The organism is Caballeronia sp. INML3B (assembly GCF_023631305.1).
Taxonomy (GTDB): domain Bacteria; phylum Pseudomonadota; class Gammaproteobacteria; order Burkholderiales; family Burkholderiaceae; genus Caballeronia; species Caballeronia turbans.
On sequence record NZ_JALQDI010000079.1, the window covers coordinates 1 to 20,306 of the forward strand.

A 20,306-nucleotide genomic window follows, 5' to 3' on the forward strand; every position below is an offset into this window, starting at 1 on the left:
TTGATGTCTTCCAGATTGATGCCGCCGAAGGTCGGTTCGAGCGCGGCGATCACATCGACGAGCTTGTGCGGATCGCTTTCGTTCAGCTCGATATCGAACACGTCGATACCGGCGAACTTCTTGAAGAGCACGGCCTTGCCTTCCATCACCGGCTTGGAGGCTAACGGCCCGATATTGCCGAGTCCGAGCACGGCTGTGCCGTTCGACACGACGCCCACCAGGTTGCTGCGCGCAGTGAAGCGCGCGGCGTTCAGCGGATTCTCGACAATCGCCTCGCACGCGAACGCGACGCCCGGCGAGTACGCGAGCGAGAGGTCGCGCTGATTGATCATTTGCTTGGTCGGCACGACAGCGAGCTTTCCCGGCGTCGGAAACTCATGATAATTGAGCGCGGCTTCGCGAAAACCTTCTTTGTCCGTTTGCGTGGTCATTTCGGCAATGCTCTAAAAAAGAAGTTGGCAGTCGCCTAAGGGCCACTGCCAATTTGCACAAGGATGTTGTGGAGGCTCAATGAGCGTTCGATCGCCCGGACGCATCACCGGTCGATGGGAATGCAATGGCGGGATGGTCGATCGGCTGCAGCTCTTCGAATTCGTCTACGTTCGTACGATTGAGCACCGCACGCGCAGTGTTCATATCGAGCTGTCCTTCCCAGCGCGCGACCACCACAGTTGCAACACCGTTGCCGATCAGGTTGGTCACCGCCCGAGCTTCGTTGAGAAAGCGATCAACGCCGAGAAGCAAGACCAAACCTTCGACCGGTATTTTGTGCATCGACGCGAGCGTGGCAGCCAGTGCAACGAATCCAGCACCCGCGACCCCCGCTGAGCCTTTCGAGGTGAGCAGTAGCACACCAAGCACAAGCAACTGATCCCAGATCGTCAGATGCACATTCATCGCCTGCGCGATGAACAGGGCCGCCATCGTGAGATAAATTGCCGTTCCGTCAGCATTGAAGGTGTAGCCGGTCGGCAGCACCATTCCAACAACCGGTCGCGAGCAGCCCATCCGTTCCATCTTGATCAGCATCTGCGGAAGTACCGCTTCCGTGGAGGCCGTGCCGAGCGTGATCAGGATCTCGTCCTTGATGTAGCGAAGGAATTTAAAGAGCGACAGTCCGCACATCCTCATGACAAGGCCGAGGATCACAACCACGAAGAAGATCGACGTCAGATAGAGGCACAACATCAATTGGCCAAAGGAAGCCAATGTGCCGATGCCGTACTTTGCTATGGTGAAGGCCATGCCGCCGAACGCCCCGATAGGTGCGACGTACATGACAATCCGCACCACACCGAACATGCCCTGAAGGAACATGTCGAGCATGTCGACAAACGGTGCAGTCCGAGGCCCCAACTTGGCAAGAGAAATGGCAAGCAGCAGCGAGAAGAAAATGATGGGCAGTATCTCGCCGTTGGCGAACGCGCCAACGATGCTGTTCGGCACAATGCTCATGAAAAAGTCGAGCATGCCATGTTGCTTCGCTGCAGTCGTGTAGGTTGAGATCGCAGACCCGTCGATGTGCGACGGATCGACGTTCATGCCGACACCAGGCTTGAAGACATTCACGACAACCATCCCGACGAGGAGTGCGATCGTCGATGCGACTTCGAAGTACAGCACGGCCTTAACCCCAACGCGGCCCGCCTCATGAAGATCGTTCATGCGGGCAATGCCAACCACGACCGACGCGAAGATGATCGGTGCGAGCAGCATTCGGATCAACTTGATGAACAAGTCTCCAAGGGGCTTGAGTTGAGAACCAATGTCCGGATAAAAGTGGCCCAGCAGAATACCGGCGATGATCCCGATAATAACCTGCACATAGAGCTTCGAGAGCGTCTTCCTAACTTTCGATACCAGCATGTCTGTCTCCTATGACTGGCGTCTTTTTTGTGGAGTGCGAACGAGCAGCCACAGCGAGATAGTCCGCTGTGGTGAGCACGGCCGCGTGTCGCCTGTGTTTGTGTTTTTATAGGCGCGGCATCGACGAGAACCGTCGATGCCTTGATACCGCTGAGTGTTTAGTCCGAGAGTTTGCGCATCTCGGCGATGAGATCCGACTTACCCTCGAAGCCGATACCCGGCAGGTCCGGCATCGTGATGTAGCCGTTTTCGACCTTGACTCCGTCGGGGAAGCCGCCGTACGGTTGGAACAGGTCCGGATACGACTCGTTTCCGCCTAAGCCGAGGCCAGCGGCGATGTTCAGTGACATCTGGTGACCGCCGTGGGGGATGCAGCGGCTCGGCGACCAGCCGTGTTGACGCAGCATGTCCAACGTGCGCAGATACTCCACCAGGCCGTAGCTCAGCGCGCAGTCAAATTGCAGCCAGTCGCGGTCGGGACGCATGCCGCCATAGCGGATCAAGTTACGCGCGTCCTGCATCGAGAACAGGTCTTCGCCCGTCGCCATCGGCTTGTCGTAGTAGTTCCGCAGCGTGGCTTGCAGCTCAAAGTCGAGCGGATCGCCCGGTTCCTCGTACCAGAACAGGTCGTATTGCGAGAGCGCCTTCGCGTACTGGATTGCTGTGTCCAAATCGAAGCGACCGTTGGCGTCGACGGCAAGCTTCTGGCCGTCTTGAAGCACGCTGAGAATCGAGTCGATGCGGCGAAGATCTTCATCGAGCGATGCACCGCCGATCTTCTTCTTCACCACGGTGTAGCCGCGGTCGATATAGCTGCGGATCTCGTCTTTCAGCTTCTCGTGGTCCTGGCCCGGATAGTAATAACCGCCTGCCGCATACACGAAAATCTTGCGATCCGGTTGGCCGTTGCCGTAGCGTTCCGCCAGCAATTGGAAGAGCGGCTTGCCTTCGATCTTCGCCACCGCATCCCAGATCGCCATATCGATGGTCCCAATTGCGACCGAACGTTCGCCGTGACCACCGGGCTTTTCGTTGGTGAACATCGTCGCCCAGATCTTGTGGGGATCGAGGTTAGCGCCAGCGTCATTGACCAGCGAGGCGGGATCGGCTTCGAGGATACGAGGGATGAACCGCTCACGCATGAGCTTGCCCTGCCCGTACCGGCCGTTGGAGTTGAAGCCGTAGCCGACCACCGGCTTGCCGTCCCGAATCACGTCGGTGATGACGGCGACCAGACTCAGCGTCATCTTGCTGAAGTCAATATAGGCATTACGGATCGGGGAACTGATCGGAACGGTCTTTTCGCGAATTTCAACGATTCTCACGGCTTCGTCTCCAGAGTTTTACGAGATTGTTGCGACTCATTGGCTGCAACATGGGACGTAGCTTAACCGCGAAAAAGGCTGCTAAACTGCACTTCTGTTCATATCACTTTTCAATTTCAGTGAATACGGAAACGCAGACAGCGACAGATTTCGAGTTTTTTATTCTTCTGGCGAAACTCAGGAGCATGTCCGGTGCCGCCCGAGCGCTCGATCTGTCGCCGCCAGCTGCGACGAAGAGGCTTGGCGTCATTGAACAGCGACTCGGTGTACGACTGGTCAATCGAACAACGCGGAGCGTGAGTCTCACGCCTGAAGGCGAAACTTACCTTCGCTACGCAACGCAGATCGTTGGGCAGGTCCGGGAGATGGAGGAAGCAATCTCAGGAACGAAAGGCGATCCTCAAGGGCTTTTGCGCGTCAATGCGACGCTAGGCTTTGGCCGGACAACAATCGCGCCGTTGGTCTCGGAATTCGCAAAACGCTTTCCCAGCGTCGAAATTCAGTTTGAGGTCACGGATCGTCCAGTCGATCTTGTTGATGGCGCGTTCGATATGGCGATACGATTCGGCGAACTTCCAGACACTCGCTTGAGCGCGCGAAGGATTATGAGCAATCGCCGCTTTCTTTGTGCCTCGCCAAAATACCTTGAGAAGTACGGCACACCCGAGCGCGTCGAAGATCTAGCCCAGCATCGTTGCATCATCCACCGCCAGAATGACGACGCGTATGGCGTCTGGCGCTATATCGTGAATGACCACACCGAGGCCATCAAGGTTAAAGGGGCCTTGTCCAGTAACGACGGCGACATCGTACTTCGATGGGCGCTTGAAGGACACGGGATATTGATACGATCTGAATGGGACCTAGCCAAGTATGTGCAGAGCGGGCGTCTCCAACTTGTGCTGCCTAACACGGTTCTACCGTCGGCCGACTTATTCGTCTATTACCCGAGGCAGAAGAATCAAACAGCCCGGGCGCGCGCCTTCATTGATTTCCTCGTGAGTCGATTTCAGGCACCGTTCACTCCGGTGGACACCGGCGCGGAGCCGCGGGAGCGAAAGAAGCGGAGCCGCGCTTGATGAGTTGGAAGCAAGGTAGCTTGGAACGCTCGCAAGCGTCTTACTCATAACGTTGCTTTCGGTCAGCCTTGACTTAGCACCAGCGACGAGTCGACGCCCGAATGACTTAAGTTCGCCGCTACGAGACGCTGACGATGGAAAGTAACGAGTGGCGGAGTTGGGTCGAAAATCGCCCACTTCGCCAAGTGCACAATCAATCTCCCTTCGTCGAAGAGGAGATTGTCATGGAAACGCTTACTTCTTCCGGCGCTCGCCGGGTGCCATGGAATCAGGGGAGGTTGACCGGCCAGAAACCTCCGTTGAAGCTTCGGGAAATATGGGCGATTCGAACGAGGCTGTAGATGTCTTCCAACGTGTCGCGTCCTGGATCTCGGCACGGGCGCTGAAGCCCGCCGACTTTCTGTTTCCCAGTCGCCTGCACGTGTCAGCACATGTGTCCACGCGCCAGCCTGCACGCATCGTGCATCGCTGGGTCGCATCAATCGGACTGGATGACGCCGCGTATGGCACTCCACGATGCGCCGCACGAAGGCAGCCCTGATATATCGACGCACCAAGAACCTGCGCGCGGTTCAGTTGCTCTTGGATACCAAGCTTGAGAGCACGGTTCGATACCTTGATATCGAGGTGGACGACGCGCTCGAGATGGCCGAACAAACCGAAGTCTGATAACTGTTGGCCGGTGAGCGGGCGCTTGCCGGCCATCTACGGCCTTATCCGAAGGCCGGATGATGCGCTGCACTGTTGACCCGTGCCCCGGCCTACTGGCCGCCGAAGGGCTTCTCGACGCTCAGCCCCAGAAACGCCTCTGGCAACTTTGCGACCTTGCCGATCGGTGACACCTCCGACAGAAGCCTGTTGTCACGCTGAAGGCTTGAACCGTTTTCATGCGCAACTATGCTGTAAGAGTCGAGGGGGCGGGCACGCAAAAAACCTCGAAAGCTCAGATGATTGCGTCCGTGCAACGATGGTCCAAATGGGCCGGGCGCAACGCTGAAAACGAAAAGTTCGGTGTGTATGATGCGTTTCGCTCGTGCGTGGCTGCTTTCAGTCTTGTTTGGAGCTTCGCTCGGCTTATGGAGCGCGCTTTGCGCCGCGGTTCAGCCGGCTTCCGCGCCATCATCGGCGTCAGCATCACCGACAGCGTCCGTGCCGATTCCTGCAAGTGAGACGCGCCGCATCGATCTGACCAACAAGCCTTGGCGCGGCGACTTCGACGCGATGCTCGAGCGTCGCATGATTCGAGTTCTCGTTCCCTTTAGCCGCACGCTGTACTTCAATGATCGCGGACACGAGCGTGGGGTGACCGCGGATACCGTGCGTGACTTTGAACGATTCGTCAACAAGACCTATGCAGATCGCCTCGGCAAGCGCCCGTTCACAGTCATCATGATCCCGACAACACGCGACCGGCTATTGCCCGGGCTCGCGGAAGGCATCGGCGATATCGCGGCCGGCAATCTGACGGTGACTGAGGATCGCCTGAAACAGTCCGACTTTGTTAGCGCACACGCGCTCAAGCTGACGCGTGAACTCGTTCTGACCGGTCCGAAGTCACCCGCGCTCTCCACCCTCGGTGACCTGAAGGGCAAGACCGTCGACGTTCGCCGCCATAGCAGCTATTACGAAAGCCTGATCGCACTGAACAACCGCTTCCGGCAGGCGGGCAAGCCACCGATGCGAATCGTGCTGCTACCGGACGCGCTCGAGGACGAAGACGCGATGGAGATGCTGAACGTGGGCCTGCTTCAGATCCTGGTCGTCGATGACTGGAAGGCGCGCATGTGGGCGCAGATGCTGCCGAACGTCAAGGTGCACGAGAACATGGCGGTGCGGGAGGGCGGCGTCGTCGGCTGGGCCATTCGCAAGAATAGCCCCCAGTTAAAGGCGGTGATCGGCGACTTCTATGAGAAGTTCATCAGGAAGCAAAGCGTAGCGGAGATCCGCCTCAAGCAGTACGTGCAGGGTGCGAAGCAGATTCACAACAACACGGAGAGTGCCGAGCTCAAACGTTTCAGACAGACGGTGGCGTATTTTGAGAAGTATGGCCAGCAATACAATTTTGATCCACTGATGCTCGCCGCCCAAGGGTTTCAGGAATCGCAGCTCAATCAGGATGCGAAGAGTCGGGTGGGCGCGGTCGGCATCATGCAACTGATGCCGGCCACAGGGAAGGAACTCAACGTTGGGGACATCAAGGTTACGCAGTCGAACATTCATGCCGGCGCGAAGTATCTTGATCAACTGATGACCCGCTACTTCCGGGATGCCCATTTTTCCGAGGTGGACCGGCCGCTATTCGCCTTTGCCAGCTATAACGCCGGACCGGGAAACATCGCGAAGATGCGCAAGGAGGCTGCCGCCCGCGGACTCAACTCCGATGTCTGGTTCAACAACGTGGAGATCGTGGTGGCCGAGAAGATCGGCGTCGAGACGACCACATATGTGCGAAACATCTATAAGTACTACGCGTCCTACCACCTTCTCAAGGAAGCGCAGGCGCAGCGCAGCCGCGTGGTTCGGTAGCGGAGCGGCTGACCGGGCAACGCAAATCGCGTGGCCGACGGTTCGCCGACACGCGACAAGCTTCTTCGCGTCTGGTGGCACGCGGGGATCGCGCAAGCGTGTCAGCAGGCGGGCATCCATCTCAAGTCGACGATCCCCAACTGTTCAATCTCCGCCCGCATGTCCAAGGGCCTGCATCCGGCAAGGTCGACGCGGAGCACGCCCTGCGGCGCTCGGCCCGTGCGGCTCGCAATTGGATTGCCGTGCATGCCGGGGGAACGAGCATCGATGTTCTCGTTGCCGCGAGTGATGGCGGGCTGGGCTCAACGAGCGGCGGTCCTTGCAGCGGCATGATGGCTCGATCTTGAAGCGACGATAGACAGGACGGCGGAAACGGCCAGACTGCCGCCGACGCACACCATTGCGACGACCAGTGCCCTGGCCAAGGTCAGCGGATCCGGTGAAGTCCCTGCGACACTGAAAAAGACGCCGCCGATGACCGCGGCACCCAGTGCTGCGCTGATTTGCAACGCCGAATTCGTGATGCCCGCGATCATCCCGGAACCGGTCGCCGGTGCGCGATTGATAACCGAGCGCACCAGCGTCGGCAGCGCCCAGCCCTGACCGAATCCCAGGAGTGCTACCGCTCCGATCAACGGAAACTGAGCCGGCATCTGTCCGGGCGCGCCGGCCACGAGGGCGGCGAGGAGTATGCAGCCGGCGACCTCGAGCATCATGCCGACGGCGGGGACGCGGTCGCCGAAGAGGCGGATCGCCAGCGGAGTCGTCAGCGGCCCGATGAAGGCGCCGACCCCGAACGGCAGGAAAACCAGCCCTGTCTCGAGTGGGCTCATTCCAAGTGCCGCCTGGAGGTAGACGGAGAACGTCAGGAAAAAAGCAGAGACGACATAAAAGAAGAGGACGCCCGTAAGCCCGCTCATCAGGCCAGGCCTCCGGATCAGCTCCATGCTGATCAGGGGCACGCCGCCTCGGCGGGCGTAGGCCGCCTCGTATCGGCAAAAGCCTACTCCAGCGACGGGGCACGCGAACAGCATTGCGCAGGCCCACCACGGCCAATCCAGCTCCCGCCCTTCGACCAGCGGCACGATGAGCAAGCCCAGCGTGAGCGCGCAGAGTAGCACCCCGATCCGGTCTACGGGTGCCGGGCTGTCACCGCGGACGTCGGGTAGCAACGGCAGCCCGAAGATCAGGACGGCGGCGACGACTGGCAAGTTGATGAGAAAGACGACGCGCCACTCCAGGTGAAAGATGTCCGCAGAGATCAACGCACCTCCGAGCGCCTGCGCGGCTACGGCGGCCAGTCCCACCGCGGCGCCGTAGAGGCCCAAAGCGCGCGCGCGCTCCTTCTCTGGGAACAAGGCGTGAATGGAGGCCAGCCCTTGCGGCGCCATGGCGGCGGCGCTCACGCCCTGCAGCACGCGCCCGAAAATCAGTATGGCGGGTGACGATGCGAGGCCGCAGATCACCGATGTCAGTCCGAAGCCCGTGACGCCGATCAGGAAGATCCTCCGCCGGCCGAAGAGATCGCCTAGCCGTCCTCCTGTGATAAGGAAGACCGCGTAGGCCGCGGCGTATCCGGAAATGACGAGTTGCAGCTCTGCGGCGCTCGTGTGGAGGGTGCTTTGGATGGACGGCAGGGCGACGTTCACGATGAAGAAGTCCAGCGGAGGCAGAAATGCTCCCACCAGCAACACCGCGAACGCCGACCATCGACGCGTGGAAGAGGTTGTCGTATGCATAGGTTTTGGCGGCGGCGGACCGCGTCAGGCCGGACGGCCGAAGCGTTCCGTTCCCGTGATGGGGTGCCAGTTCTGGAGCGGCGTGGCGTAGTGCATGGTGAAGGTGCGCTCCAGGAATGCCCAGCGGCCGTCGCGTCGCTGATAGACGTCGCGGTATTGGCCGCTCACTTGGAGCGTGCCCTGATCGACGTCGTAAAAAAGACAGTCCGCCGCCACTAGCCCGTGGCCGTTGTCACCGTCCACCGTGATCAGCGCATTCGCCATCCAGTGATGCATATGTGGCATGCGCTTCATGTTGATGCGTGCTTGCGCCAGGATGGCCTCCAGGCCGTCGGAGTTGCCATTTGCGCCCAGGAGCAGTCTCGATTCGGGATGCCAGAGAGTGGCCAGCAGTTCGATGTTCATGGTGTCGAACGCCTCGGCGTAGTTAGCGATCAGCGCATCGATGGCGAAGCGGCTTTCGATGGCGTCAAGGCGTGCTTCGAGTTCTTTGGACATTGGTTTTTACGTACCGATTGGTACACAAATAGCGAAAAAAAATGCGGGGTTCGTGTCGTGGCCTCGCGCTGCTCTGGCTTTACATACCGAGTGGTACAAATATAGAGGAGCTTGGAAGGCCGTGTCAACTGCCCTCTTGAACGGCCCGGTGCCATGCGCGGGAGGTTGTAAGTCGCGACTTGCCCAGAGATTGTGTATCGACTAGTATCTAAATTTTTGACTGCGGAGATGTTCATGGTTCAGCGGGGTCGGCCACGCACGTTCGACCGCGATGCGGCGATCATTTCGGCGATGCACCTGTTCTGGGAACATGGCTATGAATCGACGTCTTTGTCGCAGCTGAAAGCGGCGATCGGCGGGGGCATCTCCGCGCCCAGCTTCTATGCGGCCTTTGAGTCCAAGGAGGCGCTGTACAAGGAGGCGCTGGAGCGATACATGGAGATTTATGGCAAGGTGACGCGCAGTCTCCATGACACGTCGCTTCCGCCACGGGAGGGCGTGTTCCTTGCGCTGCTACGGTCGGCAAAAATGCAGACTGAGAGCGGCCACCCGAAAGGCTGTATGGTCGCGCTGGGCGTTGTCGGGGCCAGTTCCACCGGCAGTGAAGCCGTCACCCAGTTGCTTCGTGACGTGCGCAGTCGCACGCGCGCTGGCTTCCGCGCCTGCGTAGTACGGGGCATCAAGAGTGGGGAACTGCGCAGCAGCACCGATCCGGCATCGCTGTCCATCGCGTTCGACTGCTTTTTCCAGGGATTGTCTGTGCTCGCCCGCGATCGTGTCCGGCATGCCGTCATCGAGAAGGCCGTGACCGACGCGATGGGAATCTGGGATGCCGCAGTGGACCAGCCGATGCCTAAGGAGGTCGGCAAGACTTAGTCCGGAAGCAGATCAGCTTAGCATTGCCTGTCGACGAGAAAGACGGGCAAGCGCGAGTTCCCTCGACGAGATGAAGCGCTTGGTGCCATGCAAGGCACTGGTGCAGATCGTCGAGTCGCCCTGGGCCAACAGCAAGACCGGGCGGCCACCGGCCCGAGTGGCTCGATGTACGTCGAGTAACCTCGCCCAACTCCGAAAAGGCATCCGTAACAATCCGCGGATCAATTGGCTCTTCCAATTAGAGTCAACGTCCGGCGGCCGTGTGATCAAGCCGCATCGCTTGAACGGCGCATTGTGCAACTCAGTGGGTACGCGATGGCGAAGGCTTTCGGTTGCTTGGAGGTTTGGTGACACGGCCTTCGGGACCCTTCGATAACGCTGCGAGATCCGTCTCGTTGCGCACCAGCGCACGAATGCCCGCAGCCGCGAAGCGAACGAGGTCCGCATAATGCGCTGTCGACTTTTTTTCGCGGTCCTGTGCGCCTAGTCGCATCGCCCGGCCATTGAGTGCATGGGCCTGCTGCCGCGCTCCGACAGAGAAAAGATACGCCCACACCGCCTGCTCGCGTGCGATGCCAGGCACGACCGTATGTAGGGCGTCGATGATTCGCTCCGCAATCGGGTCATAGTAGGTTTCACGAATGCGCCGGGAGCGCTCGTCGCTGCCTAGACTCACGGACGCCACCAGCTGCACGTAAAGCGCCAGATTAACGGCATCCTCCCCATGAAAAATCTCCGACAGCGGCGTGAAGGCGATCGTCAGCACGTCTTCGACGGTGGCCTTGCGTTCCCTCGCAAACAGGTCGTCGAGCAACTTGCTACGGTGTTGATTGATCGCTGACGAGCGCCGCTCGAATACGGCCTCGTAGAGCTTGTCCTTGGTCGCGTAGTGGTAGTGCACGAGCGCCTGCGCGACGCCCGCTTCGTCCGCGATGTTTCGCATGCTCGCTCCGGCGTAGCCATGCTCGCCGAACACGCGCTCGGCCGCATTCAGGATCGCGGATAAGCGCGTACCCGGCGCGCGGTCGGGTTCCTGAGCACCGTTGCCGGCGTGTGCGGACTCCTTCTTTTCGCGTTGTGTTCTCATCTCCGCAAGCTCCATGGCGGTACTATTCGATCGATCAGTCAGTATATCGTGATCCTCGCGCGACGCGGGCGAGACGATCCGGGCCGCGTCGCCACCTGCAACGCGATGACCGGACCGCGCACGCCCTTATCCGAGAAACTCCGGCTCCGGCAGACCCTTGACGCCGGGCCGCACCGCGAGCACGTTGCCCGCGAGCGGCTGCTGCGCGAGTTCCTTCTCGCTCATCCGCCGGCGCGCCGTCGTGATGAAGAGGGTGTCGAGGTCCGGACCGCCGAAGCACAAGCTGCTCACGCGTCGCACCGGCAGATTGACGACCATGTCGATTCTCCCGCGCGGGTCATAGCGCGTGACGCACCAGCCATCCATGTTCGCGCTCCAGAAACAGCCGTCGGCATCGACGGTCGAGCCGTCGCAGATGCCGCGCCCGAGCGGAACTTCCGCGAACTTGCGGCGGTTGTAGATGGCGCCATCGACCGAATCGTAGTCGAACACGTCGATCTGGCAGCTGAACGAATCGGTCATGTACATGAGCCGGTTATCGGGACTGAAGCTGATGCCGTTGATGCAGGTGATGCCTTCCATGATCAGATGCGGCTTCAGATCGGGATCGAGACGGAACAGACGTCCGCGCGGCGTGTAGGCGGCTGCTTCCACGGTGCCAGACCAGTAACGGCCGTGACGATCGCATTTGCCGTCGTTGAAGCGGTTCTTCGGCCGCTCGGCGTCGGGACGCGCCACTTCGGTCAGCTCGCCGGTTTCGGGCGAGAAAAAGTAGAAGCCCGAGCGCATCCCCACGATCAGGCCGCCCTTCGCGCGCAGACCGATGCTGCCGATTTCTTCCTGCATCGGCCAGCTTTTCTTGGCGCCGCTTGAAATGTCGAGGCGATGGATTGCCTGCCCGATGCCATCTACCCACCAGAGCAGTTGCGTTTTCTCATCCCAGATGATCGATTCGCCCAGCACATTGGGTGTGGAATCGATCACGTCGATGACCGAACCCACCATATCGATAGGTCTCGTGATGCTGCTGACAGTCATGTTGCCTCCTTGATCCTGATGTTGATATCCATATCGACGAATCCGATCCGTCCGCTCAGACGGCCGGCTCCTTCATGCGGGCGATGCCTTCGAGCGCGAGTCCGTAACCCAGGACGTCGTGCAGGCGAGCTTTCAGTTCCTGATTCAGGCAGGTGCGTGTATAGCGTCTTACGAGACGCGGTTGCTTGAGCATCGACCGGGCGAGTTCGCGAGCCCGCGGCAGCAGGTCTGCCGGCGGCAGCACTTCGTTGACGAGGCCCATCTCCAGCGCCTCGGTGGCTGAGATGCTCTGGCCCGTCAGCAGAAAGTAGTGGCCGCGCGCTCGGCCCATGAGCAGCGGCATGATCAGATGCATGCCATCGCCCGGCACCATGCCGCCCTGGAAGTGCGCGGTGTCCTGGATCGTCGCAGTGTCCGATGCCAGCACGATGTCGCCCAGCAGTGGAAGCTCCGCGTGCCGCACGGCCGGCCCGTTGATGATGCTGATCACCGGCGCTTCGATATTGAGCAGGTTGATGAGCAGATGCTTCGCTTCCCAGTAGATCGGATCGTAGATCGTGGGTGTCATCGAATTGCGGTTCTGGTGCATGCCCGGCGCGATGGACGGCCCGCTGAACGCATCGCCCGTGCCGGTCATGATCACGACGTCGTTTTCCCGGTCTCGGCCGACGTCGAGAAACGCCTGCTCGAACTCGCGGTGTGCCGTCAGATTCCACACGAGCGGCCCGCCGTGTGTGTGAAAGTGCATCTCCAGTACGCCGTCGGTGCGCGTCATGCGGATGGTCTCGAACTTGTCTGCGTATTCGTCGAAGTTGCTCACGGCTCTGTCCTCTGCTCAACGTTGGAAATCGCGCCGGCGCACGCCGCCGATGGCGTTGGCATGCATCCGCGCAAGGTAATCAAGCGCCGATACTAGCCCTGACTGATCGATCAGTCAACAAGGGAAATTCCGGTCCCGCTTCCGGTTGACCGGGTGTTTGCCCATCCGTTACTGTGCTGACTGTTCGATCGATCAGTTTTTGGTCCGAGCGATCCGCCGCCTGCGGGTACGCCCTGACAAAGAACAGATGCCGCCGGACCATCAGCATGTCCGAGGTTCAAGGAGACAGCTTCATGAGACGCTTTCCGTCGTTCGTATGCCGTTCCGTCCACCAACATTGAGAGGGTCATCATGTCACGCAAAATCGCTCTCGATACCAACTCGCCCGCCCCGGCGACGCCCCAAATGGACACGCAACGTGCGCTGTATTTCAAGGTCGCGCTGCGGCTCGTGCCGCTGCTGATCGTGTGCTACGTGGTCGCGTATCTGGACCGCATCAACGTCGGCTTCGCCAAGCTTCAGATGCAGGACGCGCTCGGCTTCAGCGATGCGGTGTACGGTCTGGGCGCCGGCATTTTCTTCATCGGCTATTTTTTGTTCGAGGTGCCGAGCAATCTGCTCTTGCAACGCATCGGCGCACGCAAGACCATCACGCGCATCATGGTTCTGTGGGGCATCACCGGCTGCGCGATGGCGACGGTATCGAGCCCGACCGCGTTCTACGGGCTGCGTTTTCTGCTCGGCGTGTTCGAGGCCGGCTTCTTTCCGGGCGTCGTGTACTACTTGAGCCAGTGGTTTCCGCGTCATCGCCGCGGCCAGATTCTCGGGCTCTTCATGACGGGCTTTCCGATCGCAGGGGCGATCGGCGGACCGGTGTCGGGCTGGGCGATGTCGCGGCTCGGCGGCGTCGCGGGTCTCGCGGGCTGGCAGTGGCTCTATATCGTTGAAGCTGCTCCTGCGGTGCTGCTCGGCATCGTGACGTGGTTCACGCTGTCGGACGACATCGGGCGTGCAAAATGGCTGACCGAATCGGAGCGTGACGCTTTGCGCCATGCCTTGCGTGCCGAAGGCAGCGACGCGGAGCCGAAGCATACCGGACAGTTGCGGCAGGTGATAGCCGATCCCAAGGTGTACCTTATAAGCTTCGCGTATTTCACCTTCATCTGCGGCACGTATGCGCTGAGCTTCTGGTTGCCGACGGTGCTCAGGAGCGCGGGCGCGACGAGCGTGGAGCGTGTCGGCTGGCTGTCGGCGATTCCCTACGGTATCGCGGCCGTGGGCATGGTGCTGATCTGCCGCAACTCGGACCGGCTGCTCGAGCGTCGCTGGCATGGCGCGCTGGCCGCCTTCGCAGGGGCGATTGCGCTTTCGCTGCTGCCGCTTATGGCGCATGATCTGACTGCGACCATCGTGCTGCTGACGATCGCATCGACCACGGTGTTCGTCACACTTCCGCTGCTGTGGTCGCTCGCATCCGACTATTTCGCGGGCTCGTCCGTGGCTGCTGCCGCAATCGCCTTCGTCAACAGCCTCGGCCTGCTAGGCGGCTTCGCCAGTCCGTTCGCAATGGGCTGGCTCAAGACATTGAGCGGCACGCTGAGCAGTGGGCTTTATCTGATGACCACGCTGCTTGCACTGGGTGCATGCGCGATGCTTTGCATGCGTACCGGCCGTCAGTCGAATGCATAATCAACCAACGAACGTCGAGGCTGCGCAATCGGGCCCGCACGCGGCAAACATGGAACAGACCTTCAAGGATGCATCGCCGGGGAGCCTGCTCGGGGAAAGCGTGGCGCGACTGGATGGCGCGCGCTTCGTCTCGGGACGTGTCGACTACAGCGCTGACCTCATTCCTCGAGATGCCCTCCATCTCGCCATACTGCGCAGCGCGCACGCGTGCGCGAGGATCGTGTCGATCGACCTGTCCGAAGCGCTGGCGATGCCCGGCGTTGTCGCCGGCCTGACGGGCGAGGAAGCGGCCCTCTTCAGCGATGCGATGCCGCCGGCGATGGACCTGCCCGCGAAAGGCGCGCGCGGTCCCCTGCAGAGCCGCTGCCTCGCGCTCGAAGAGGCGACCTACTTCGGTCAACCCGTGGCGGCGCTCGTGGCGACTTCGGTTCACGATGCCCAGGCGGCGCTCGCGAAGATTCGCATCGAATACGAAGTGCGCGCGCCGACCGTGAGCGCGCGTGACGCATTGCGCGACGGTGCGCCGATCGTCCAGCCCGGCTGGGACACGAATCTGCTCGTGCACGACCGCATCCGCTCAGGTGACGCGGATGCCGCGTTCGCGCGGGCGGCACACGTCGCGCGAGGTGAACTGACAATCGGCTCGTCGACGAGCGCGCCGATGGAAACGCTCTGCTATGTCGCCGAGTGGGATGCGCGCGGCGAGCGTTACGCGCTCACTGGCACGTTCCAGAATCCCCATACGAGCCGCTGGCTGATCGCTGCCGCGCTGCGCGTGAAGGAGTCGCAGGTGCGCGTGATCGCGCCGCGTATCGGCGGCACGTTCGGGCTCAAGATGGCGGGGCATCCGGAGGAAGTGCTGGTCGCGCTCTTCAGCCGGCTCACGAAGCGCCCGGTGGCATGGATCGAGGAACGGCGAGAGACCTTGCTCGCGGGCGCGCGGTCACAGCATCACAGCTTCGAGATTGCCGCGGATGAGAACGGCAGGCTGATCGCCTGGCGTGATCGCATACTAGTCGACGTCGGGATCATCGGCGCCGGTCATAGCTGGGCGATGGCGCTCGTCACGCCGGCGGTGTTTCCGACCGTCTACACGATCGAGCATTGCGACGTCGAGTGCTCGCTGGCCATGACCAACCAGCCGCCGTGGCAAGCCATACGTGGTTACGGCAAGGAGATCGGCAATCTCGTGCTCGAACGCGCGATCGATCTGCTCGCGCAACAGACCGGCATGGATCCGGTCGAACTGCGCCGCCGCAACCTCGTCGCGCGCGAAGCCTTGCCGCGCCTCCTGCCATCCGGCCTGAACGTGGATAGCGGCGACTATCCGGGCGGCCTCGAGCAGTTGCTCACGATGTTCGACTACCCGCGATGGCAGGCACGGGCGCGCGCCGCGCGCGATTCGGAGTGTCGCATCGGGATCGGCGTTGCGTTCGAACTCACGCCGGAGGGCGGCGCGCGGCCGGGAAATTTTCCCAACGGCTACGAGACGTCCACGGTACGCATGATGCCGTCGGGCGACGTGCAGGTGCTGACAGGCGTGACGTCACCCGGCAGCGGTAGCGACACCGGCATCGCGCAGATGGTCGCGGGCGAACTCGGCTTGCGCGCCGACCAGGTGAGCATCATCGAAGGCGATACCGACGTGACGCCGCTCGGCACCGGCAACGCCAGCAGCCGTGCGCTCATGTATGGCGGCACGGCTGCGTACCTCGCCGCGCGGGAACTGCGTGACCGGCTTGCGCAGTGCGCCGCCAATATGCTCGGCGGAACGGCCGACGACATCGTGTTGCGCGACGGGCATGCGCGCCGCCAGTCGAACGGCGCGCAGATCGCCGTGGCAGAACTCGCACTCGGCGCCCACCTGCGTCCGTTCACCGTGGCTGCGGGCGTGACCCTTCCGCTCGAAGTGACGCGCAGCTTCGCGCCGAAGAATGTACGCGTGGAGCCGGACGCGCAAGGCCGCATCGCCACTTACCCGACGTTCTCGTATTCCGTGCATGCCGTCGCGCTCGAACTCGACATGGCCACCGGCAACAGCAAGCTCCTCGACTATGCCGTGGTGCATGACTGCGGCGCGATGATCAACCCCGCGCTCGTGGAAGCGCAACTCAGGGGTGCGATCGTGATGGGCATCGGCGTGGCGCTGTGGGAACTCATCAAGTTGGACGAGCAGAATCGCATGATCACCGATCGCTTCAAGAGCTACCTGCTACCGCGTGCGAACGATCTTCCGCCGATCCGCGTCGGGCATCGCGTGACGCTCAATCCGTTTCATCCGCTCGGGATGAAGGGCGCGGGCGAATCGGGGCTCGGCGGCGCGCTTGCGGCCGTCAGCAATGCCGTGGCGAACGCGCTGGGTAACGATGCGTGCCTCGCGCACGTGCCGGCAACACCCGCGCGCGTGATCGCTTCCCTGCGGGAGCGATTCGCGTGATAGGGCATCGCTTCGATTTTCATCAGCCAAAGGAACTCGACGAAGCAGCAGACTTGCTGGCTCGCTTCGGTGAGGACGCGTCCGTGCTGGGGGGCGGCACGATGCTGGTGCCGTCGATGTCGGCGAACCTCGTGCGGCCCGCGCATCTCATCGGTTTGAGCGGGCTCGGTCTGGATTCGATCGAGCTGGACGGCACGCACCTGCGTATCGGCGCGATGACGACCTACGCGCAACTGCTCGCCTCGCCGATCGTCGCAAGCCATGCGCCGCTGCTCGCCGCGATGGCCGCCCAAGTCACGGGCGGCGCATCGATCCTCAATCAGGGAACGCTCGGCGGAGCCGCGAGCTTTGCGAATCCTTCGTCCGATGCGCCGGGCTGTCTCGCGGCGATGGAGGCGGTGTTCGAGTTGCACTCGTCCCAGGGAAAGCGTTGCATGCCGGCGTGTGATTTTTTCGCCGACGCGTTTCGGACCGCGCGGCGCGCGGACGAATTCCTCACGGGCATTCTCGTCTCGCGCGACGCGACCCTCATCGCCTGCCAGTACCAGAAGTACAAGGCGAGCGCGAGTTCGTGGCCGATCGTGACCGTCGCATGCTCGTTGCATCGTGGCACGCAGGCGAGCGTGCGGCTCGCGGTCGGTGCGGCAGGGCGCCGACCGGCGTATCACCGCTTCACGATCGACGAGAGATCGTTGCTCGCGCCCGATGCACTCATCGAGCAGGCCGCAAGCAGGGCGCTCAATCTCGTCGGCGAAGGCTGGAACGATGAACTAGCGGACGGCGATTACCGTCGCGCCATCGTGCCGGGTGTCGTGAGGCGACATTTGCGCACGCTACTCGCGGGAGCGAAGGCATGAAAGGAACGATTCAGGTGCGGCTCACGCTCAATGGCGAGCCGCGTTTCGCGGACATAGACTCGCGGCTGTTGCTCGTCGAGTTGATCCGCGATGCGCTGGATGCAAAAGGGACCCGCGTCGGCTGTCTGACCGGCGATTGCGGGGCGTGCACAGTGCTGATCGATGGCGAGGTAAGAAAGGCTTGCCTCGTCCTGGCGGCGTCGATTTCGGGCAACGATGTGCGGACGATCGAAGGCATCGAGGGAATTGAGACGCTGAAAGAGGCGTTTATCGCGGAGAACGGATTCCAGTGCGGCTTTTGCACGAGCGGCATGATCGTCGCGGCCGCGGATCTGTTGAAGCAGAATCCGTTGCCGAGTCAGGAAGAAATACGGCGCGCCATCAGCGGCAACCTGTGCCGATGCACCGGCTACGAAAGCATCGTCAATGCAGTCTATCGTGCGGCGCATGGCGGCCGCTTATCTCGAGGAAACGGTGACGAATGATTCCACCGTCGCGGTTTACGTGACGTATGAAGGAGAACCGGGCGCGCGTTTCGACCGCGCTTATTACGTCGAGCGTCACCTTCCGCTCGTTATGCATCGCTGGTCGCGTTACGGCTTGACCGGTGTCGCTGCGTTTTTTCCGGCAGTGGAGCAGGCCGGTACGCTCGCGATCTGCGAATGCCAATTTCGCGACGAAGCATCGGTCGATGCGGCGTTCGCATCGCCGGAAGTTTCGGAGGTGATGGCCGATCTGCCGTGCTTCACAGAGATCGCGCCGCGCCGCGTGCGGGTGCTGCCGCTCTGAAAAGAGGCTCCCTATCAACATCGATTCGATCAAGGAGGCAATTTCATGGAAATCGGCATCATCGGTCTTGGCGCGATGGGACGCGCGATGGCGCGCAATCTGGCGCACGCCGGACATGGCGTGAAGGCGTGGAACCGCTCGGGCGGAACGGTGGACGGTGTGACGACGGTGGCCTCGCCGGTCGAGGCGTTTCGGGGCGACGCCGTGCTCACCATGCTGTTCGACGACGATGCGATCCGCTCGACGCTCCTCGCGTCGGGCGTGCTCGCGCAGGCAAAACCCGGGCTGGTTCACGTGGTCACGTCGACGATCTCGGTTGCGTTCGCGCGCGAGCTCGTTGCGGCCCACGAATCGGCACGCATTGGTTACGTTTCCGCGCCGGTGCTCGGACGCCCCGACGTCGCGGCGAAGGGCGAACTCAACGTGCTGGCGGGCGGTCCGCCCGATGCTGTCACGAAGGTGCGGCCGCTGCTCGACGTGATCGGCGGTCGCGTCTGGGATATGGGCGACCAGGCGCCGACCGCCAACGCCGCGAAAATCGCCTGCAACATGATGATTACGATGGCGATCGAGGCAATGGCCGAAGCCGTCGTTCTGACGGAGGCAAACGGTTTGCCGCGCGAGCGATTCTTCGACCTGATTCTGAACACGCTGTTTGGCAGTCGCTCGTATCAGGTTTATTCCGCGAACATCGCGCACGGAAACTACGAGCCGGGCTTCAAGGCCACGCTTGGCATGAAGGATCTGCGGCTCGCGGCCGAAGCGGCCGAGGAGGCTGGCCGTGCGTTGCCGCTGCTGGCGGCGGTATATGCGCGCATGGCTGAAACGATTGATGCGGGCATGGGCGATCGGGACTGGTCCGCGATGGCGAAGTTCACGATCGAGTCCGATGATTCATGAGTTGGCGATCAGAAACGGTCCGTTTGACGCGAGGTGTCAGCCGCTCGCATCATGTGTGGAGCGCAAGAGTTCGTCGCACGCATGGATGACCGCTGCGTGTGGGAAGCGGCCGTCGTCTCCGCGCAAACGCGGAAGTCTGCTCCGGGTCGGGTTCAGCCGACCGTGTCAGGCGGCAGTCGGCCAGGTGCTGACATTGAATCGTGCTTTCACCGGTCGCTCAAATGGCCGCTCAACTGCAGAAAGCCGTCTCCGGCCCTGCAGCGCCAACCTTGTGCCGGCTCATCGACTCAGTGATCGAGGCTCTAAAGCACGGGCCCCTCTATCGATAACGTTGCGGGTCGATGTGCGCCGCATCTCATCTTTAGGTCCAGAGACGCCTCTCACCCCGGCAACAGTCCGACTGTCCGGTAGCTGCCTATCAATCTGTCGAACAACGCGATGTCCGCCCGGCCCCGCGCCATCAGTTGAGCGCCGGCCACTGCCGCGTAAATCGCGCACGCCCGTTCTTGGCTCCCTTCGTCCGCAACGACGCCCGCCGCCTCCAGAGAGTTGCGGAGCCACGCCACATTGACGTCCGCGAAGGTCTGCACTTCCTTTTTAACCGCTTCAGGCAGATCGTCGTATTCAGCTGCCATGAAACTGCTCAGGCACATGCGATTGTCGCGCTCCAGAGATTTGCGAAACGTCTCCGGATACTAGTGTGCGGCTGATATGACTCCGCCTGTCAATAGCGATCGGTTTTGGGTTTGTTGATGTGCGCATCTTGCCGAATTTCCTGAG

General features: G+C 61.5%; 17 protein-coding genes and 3 pseudogenes. 11 read left to right on the forward strand and 9 right to left on the reverse strand.

Going from position 1 to position 20,306, the window contains the following annotated elements:
• The 3 genes and pseudogenes from NCS58_RS32120 to NCS58_RS32130 all read right to left on the reverse strand — a co-directional run.
• A pseudogene (locus tag NCS58_RS32120) lies at nt 1-431 on the reverse strand (NADP-dependent malic enzyme); the annotation flags it as partial.
• A 76-nt stretch (nt 432-507) separates the two neighbouring features.
• Entirely contained in the window at nt 508-1,866 is a 1,359-nt protein-coding gene (gene dctA, locus NCS58_RS32125) for a C4-dicarboxylate transporter DctA (protein ID WP_061121864.1), read from the reverse strand.
• A gap of 158 nt (nt 1,867-2,024) precedes the next feature.
• Nucleotides 2,025-3,191, reverse strand: a complete 1,167-nt coding sequence (locus tag NCS58_RS32130) for a mandelate racemase/muconate lactonizing enzyme family protein (RefSeq protein ID WP_061121863.1) — start codon at nt 3,189-3,191, stop codon at nt 2,025-2,027.
• Between the two features lie 119 nt (nt 3,192-3,310).
• Between NCS58_RS32130 and NCS58_RS32135 the strand changes: the two genes are divergently transcribed.
• The 4 genes and pseudogenes from NCS58_RS32135 to NCS58_RS32150 all read left to right on the forward strand — a co-directional run bounded on the left by NCS58_RS32135 (nt 3,311) and on the right by NCS58_RS32150 (nt 6,796).
• Entirely contained in the window at nt 3,311-4,270 is a 960-nt protein-coding gene (locus NCS58_RS32135; protein ID WP_061121862.1) for a LysR family transcriptional regulator, read from the forward strand.
• 224 nt (nt 4,271-4,494) lie between these two features.
• Nucleotides 4,495-4,939 (forward strand): annotated as a pseudogene (locus NCS58_RS32140) (integrase).
• Between the two features lie 218 nt (nt 4,940-5,157).
• On the forward strand, nt 5,158-5,439 hold the full coding sequence (locus NCS58_RS32145; protein ID WP_250478431.1) for a hypothetical protein: 282 nt from the start codon (nt 5,158-5,160) through the stop codon (nt 5,437-5,439).
• Entirely contained in the window at nt 5,420-6,796 is a 1,377-nt protein-coding gene (locus NCS58_RS32150; protein ID WP_409219336.1) for a transglycosylase SLT domain-containing protein, read from the forward strand. The genes NCS58_RS32145 and NCS58_RS32150 overlap by 20 nt, the downstream gene beginning before the upstream one ends.
• A 302-nt stretch (nt 6,797-7,098) precedes the next feature.
• Here the strand turns inward: NCS58_RS32150 and NCS58_RS32155 are convergent, their stop codons facing one another.
• Both NCS58_RS32155 and NCS58_RS32160 read right to left on the reverse strand, forming a co-directional pair.
• Nucleotides 7,099-8,535, reverse strand: coding sequence for an MFS transporter (locus tag NCS58_RS32155; RefSeq protein ID WP_250539001.1), 1,437 nt, complete (start codon nt 8,533-8,535; stop codon nt 7,099-7,101).
• 24 nt (nt 8,536-8,559) lie between these two features.
• Entirely contained in the window at nt 8,560-9,033 is a 474-nt protein-coding gene (locus NCS58_RS32160; RefSeq protein WP_061121859.1) for a nuclear transport factor 2 family protein, read from the reverse strand.
• A gap of 234 nt (nt 9,034-9,267) precedes the next feature.
• Between NCS58_RS32160 and NCS58_RS32165 the strand changes: the two genes are divergently transcribed.
• Entirely contained in the window at nt 9,268-9,909 is a 642-nt protein-coding gene (locus NCS58_RS32165; protein WP_061121868.1) for a TetR/AcrR family transcriptional regulator, read from the forward strand.
• 301 nt (nt 9,910-10,210) lie between these two features.
• Here the strand turns inward: NCS58_RS32165 and NCS58_RS32170 are convergent, their stop codons facing one another.
• The 3 genes from NCS58_RS32170 to NCS58_RS32180 all read right to left on the reverse strand — a co-directional run bounded on the left by NCS58_RS32170 (nt 10,211) and on the right by NCS58_RS32180 (nt 12,854).
• Nucleotides 10,211-11,011, reverse strand: coding sequence for a TetR/AcrR family transcriptional regulator (locus NCS58_RS32170; protein WP_250478428.1), 801 nt, complete (start codon nt 11,009-11,011; stop codon nt 10,211-10,213).
• Nucleotides 11,012-11,122: 111 nt separating this feature from the next.
• Entirely contained in the window at nt 11,123-12,034 is a 912-nt protein-coding gene (locus tag NCS58_RS32175) for an SMP-30/gluconolactonase/LRE family protein (protein WP_061121858.1), read from the reverse strand.
• 55 nt (nt 12,035-12,089) lie between these two features.
• On the reverse strand, nt 12,090-12,854 hold the full coding sequence (locus tag NCS58_RS32180) for an enoyl-CoA hydratase/isomerase family protein (RefSeq protein ID WP_061121857.1): 765 nt from the start codon (nt 12,852-12,854) through the stop codon (nt 12,090-12,092).
• Between the two features lie 405 nt (nt 12,855-13,259).
• Between NCS58_RS32180 and NCS58_RS32185 the strand changes: the two genes are divergently transcribed.
• Genes NCS58_RS32185 through NCS58_RS32210 form a run of 6 tightly spaced genes read left to right on the forward strand, consistent with a single transcriptional unit; the run spans nt 13,260 to nt 19,526 of the window.
• Complete coding sequence (locus tag NCS58_RS32185; protein WP_235024305.1) at nt 13,260-14,543, forward strand: MFS transporter; 1,284 nt, start codon at nt 13,260-13,262, stop codon at nt 14,541-14,543.
• Between the two features lie 49 nt (nt 14,544-14,592).
• On the forward strand, nt 14,593-16,980 hold the full coding sequence (locus tag NCS58_RS32190; RefSeq protein ID WP_250539002.1) for a xanthine dehydrogenase family protein molybdopterin-binding subunit: 2,388 nt from the start codon (nt 14,593-14,595) through the stop codon (nt 16,978-16,980).
• Nucleotides 16,977-17,837, forward strand: a complete 861-nt coding sequence (locus NCS58_RS32195; RefSeq protein WP_061121855.1) for a xanthine dehydrogenase family protein subunit M — start codon at nt 16,977-16,979, stop codon at nt 17,835-17,837. The genes NCS58_RS32190 and NCS58_RS32195 overlap by 4 nt, the downstream gene beginning before the upstream one ends.
• Nucleotides 17,834-18,322, forward strand: coding sequence for a (2Fe-2S)-binding protein (locus NCS58_RS32200; protein ID WP_250478429.1), 489 nt, complete (start codon nt 17,834-17,836; stop codon nt 18,320-18,322). Before NCS58_RS32195 ends, NCS58_RS32200 begins: the two co-directional genes overlap by 4 nt.
• A complete protein-coding gene (locus tag NCS58_RS32205) occupies nt 18,312-18,626 on the forward strand; it encodes an EthD family reductase (RefSeq protein ID WP_061121865.1) in 315 nt (104 codons plus the stop codon). Before NCS58_RS32200 ends, NCS58_RS32205 begins: the two co-directional genes overlap by 11 nt.
• A gap of 45 nt (nt 18,627-18,671) precedes the next feature.
• Nucleotides 18,672-19,526, forward strand: coding sequence for an NAD(P)-dependent oxidoreductase (locus NCS58_RS32210; RefSeq protein ID WP_061121853.1), 855 nt, complete (start codon nt 18,672-18,674; stop codon nt 19,524-19,526).
• Nucleotides 19,527-19,906: 380 nt separating this feature from the next.
• On the opposite strand, the pseudogene NCS58_RS32215 reads toward NCS58_RS32210, so the two are convergent.
• Nucleotides 19,907-20,221 (reverse strand): annotated as a pseudogene (locus NCS58_RS32215) (TetR/AcrR family transcriptional regulator); the annotation flags it as partial.
• Nucleotides 20,222-20,306: the final 85 nt, after the last annotated feature.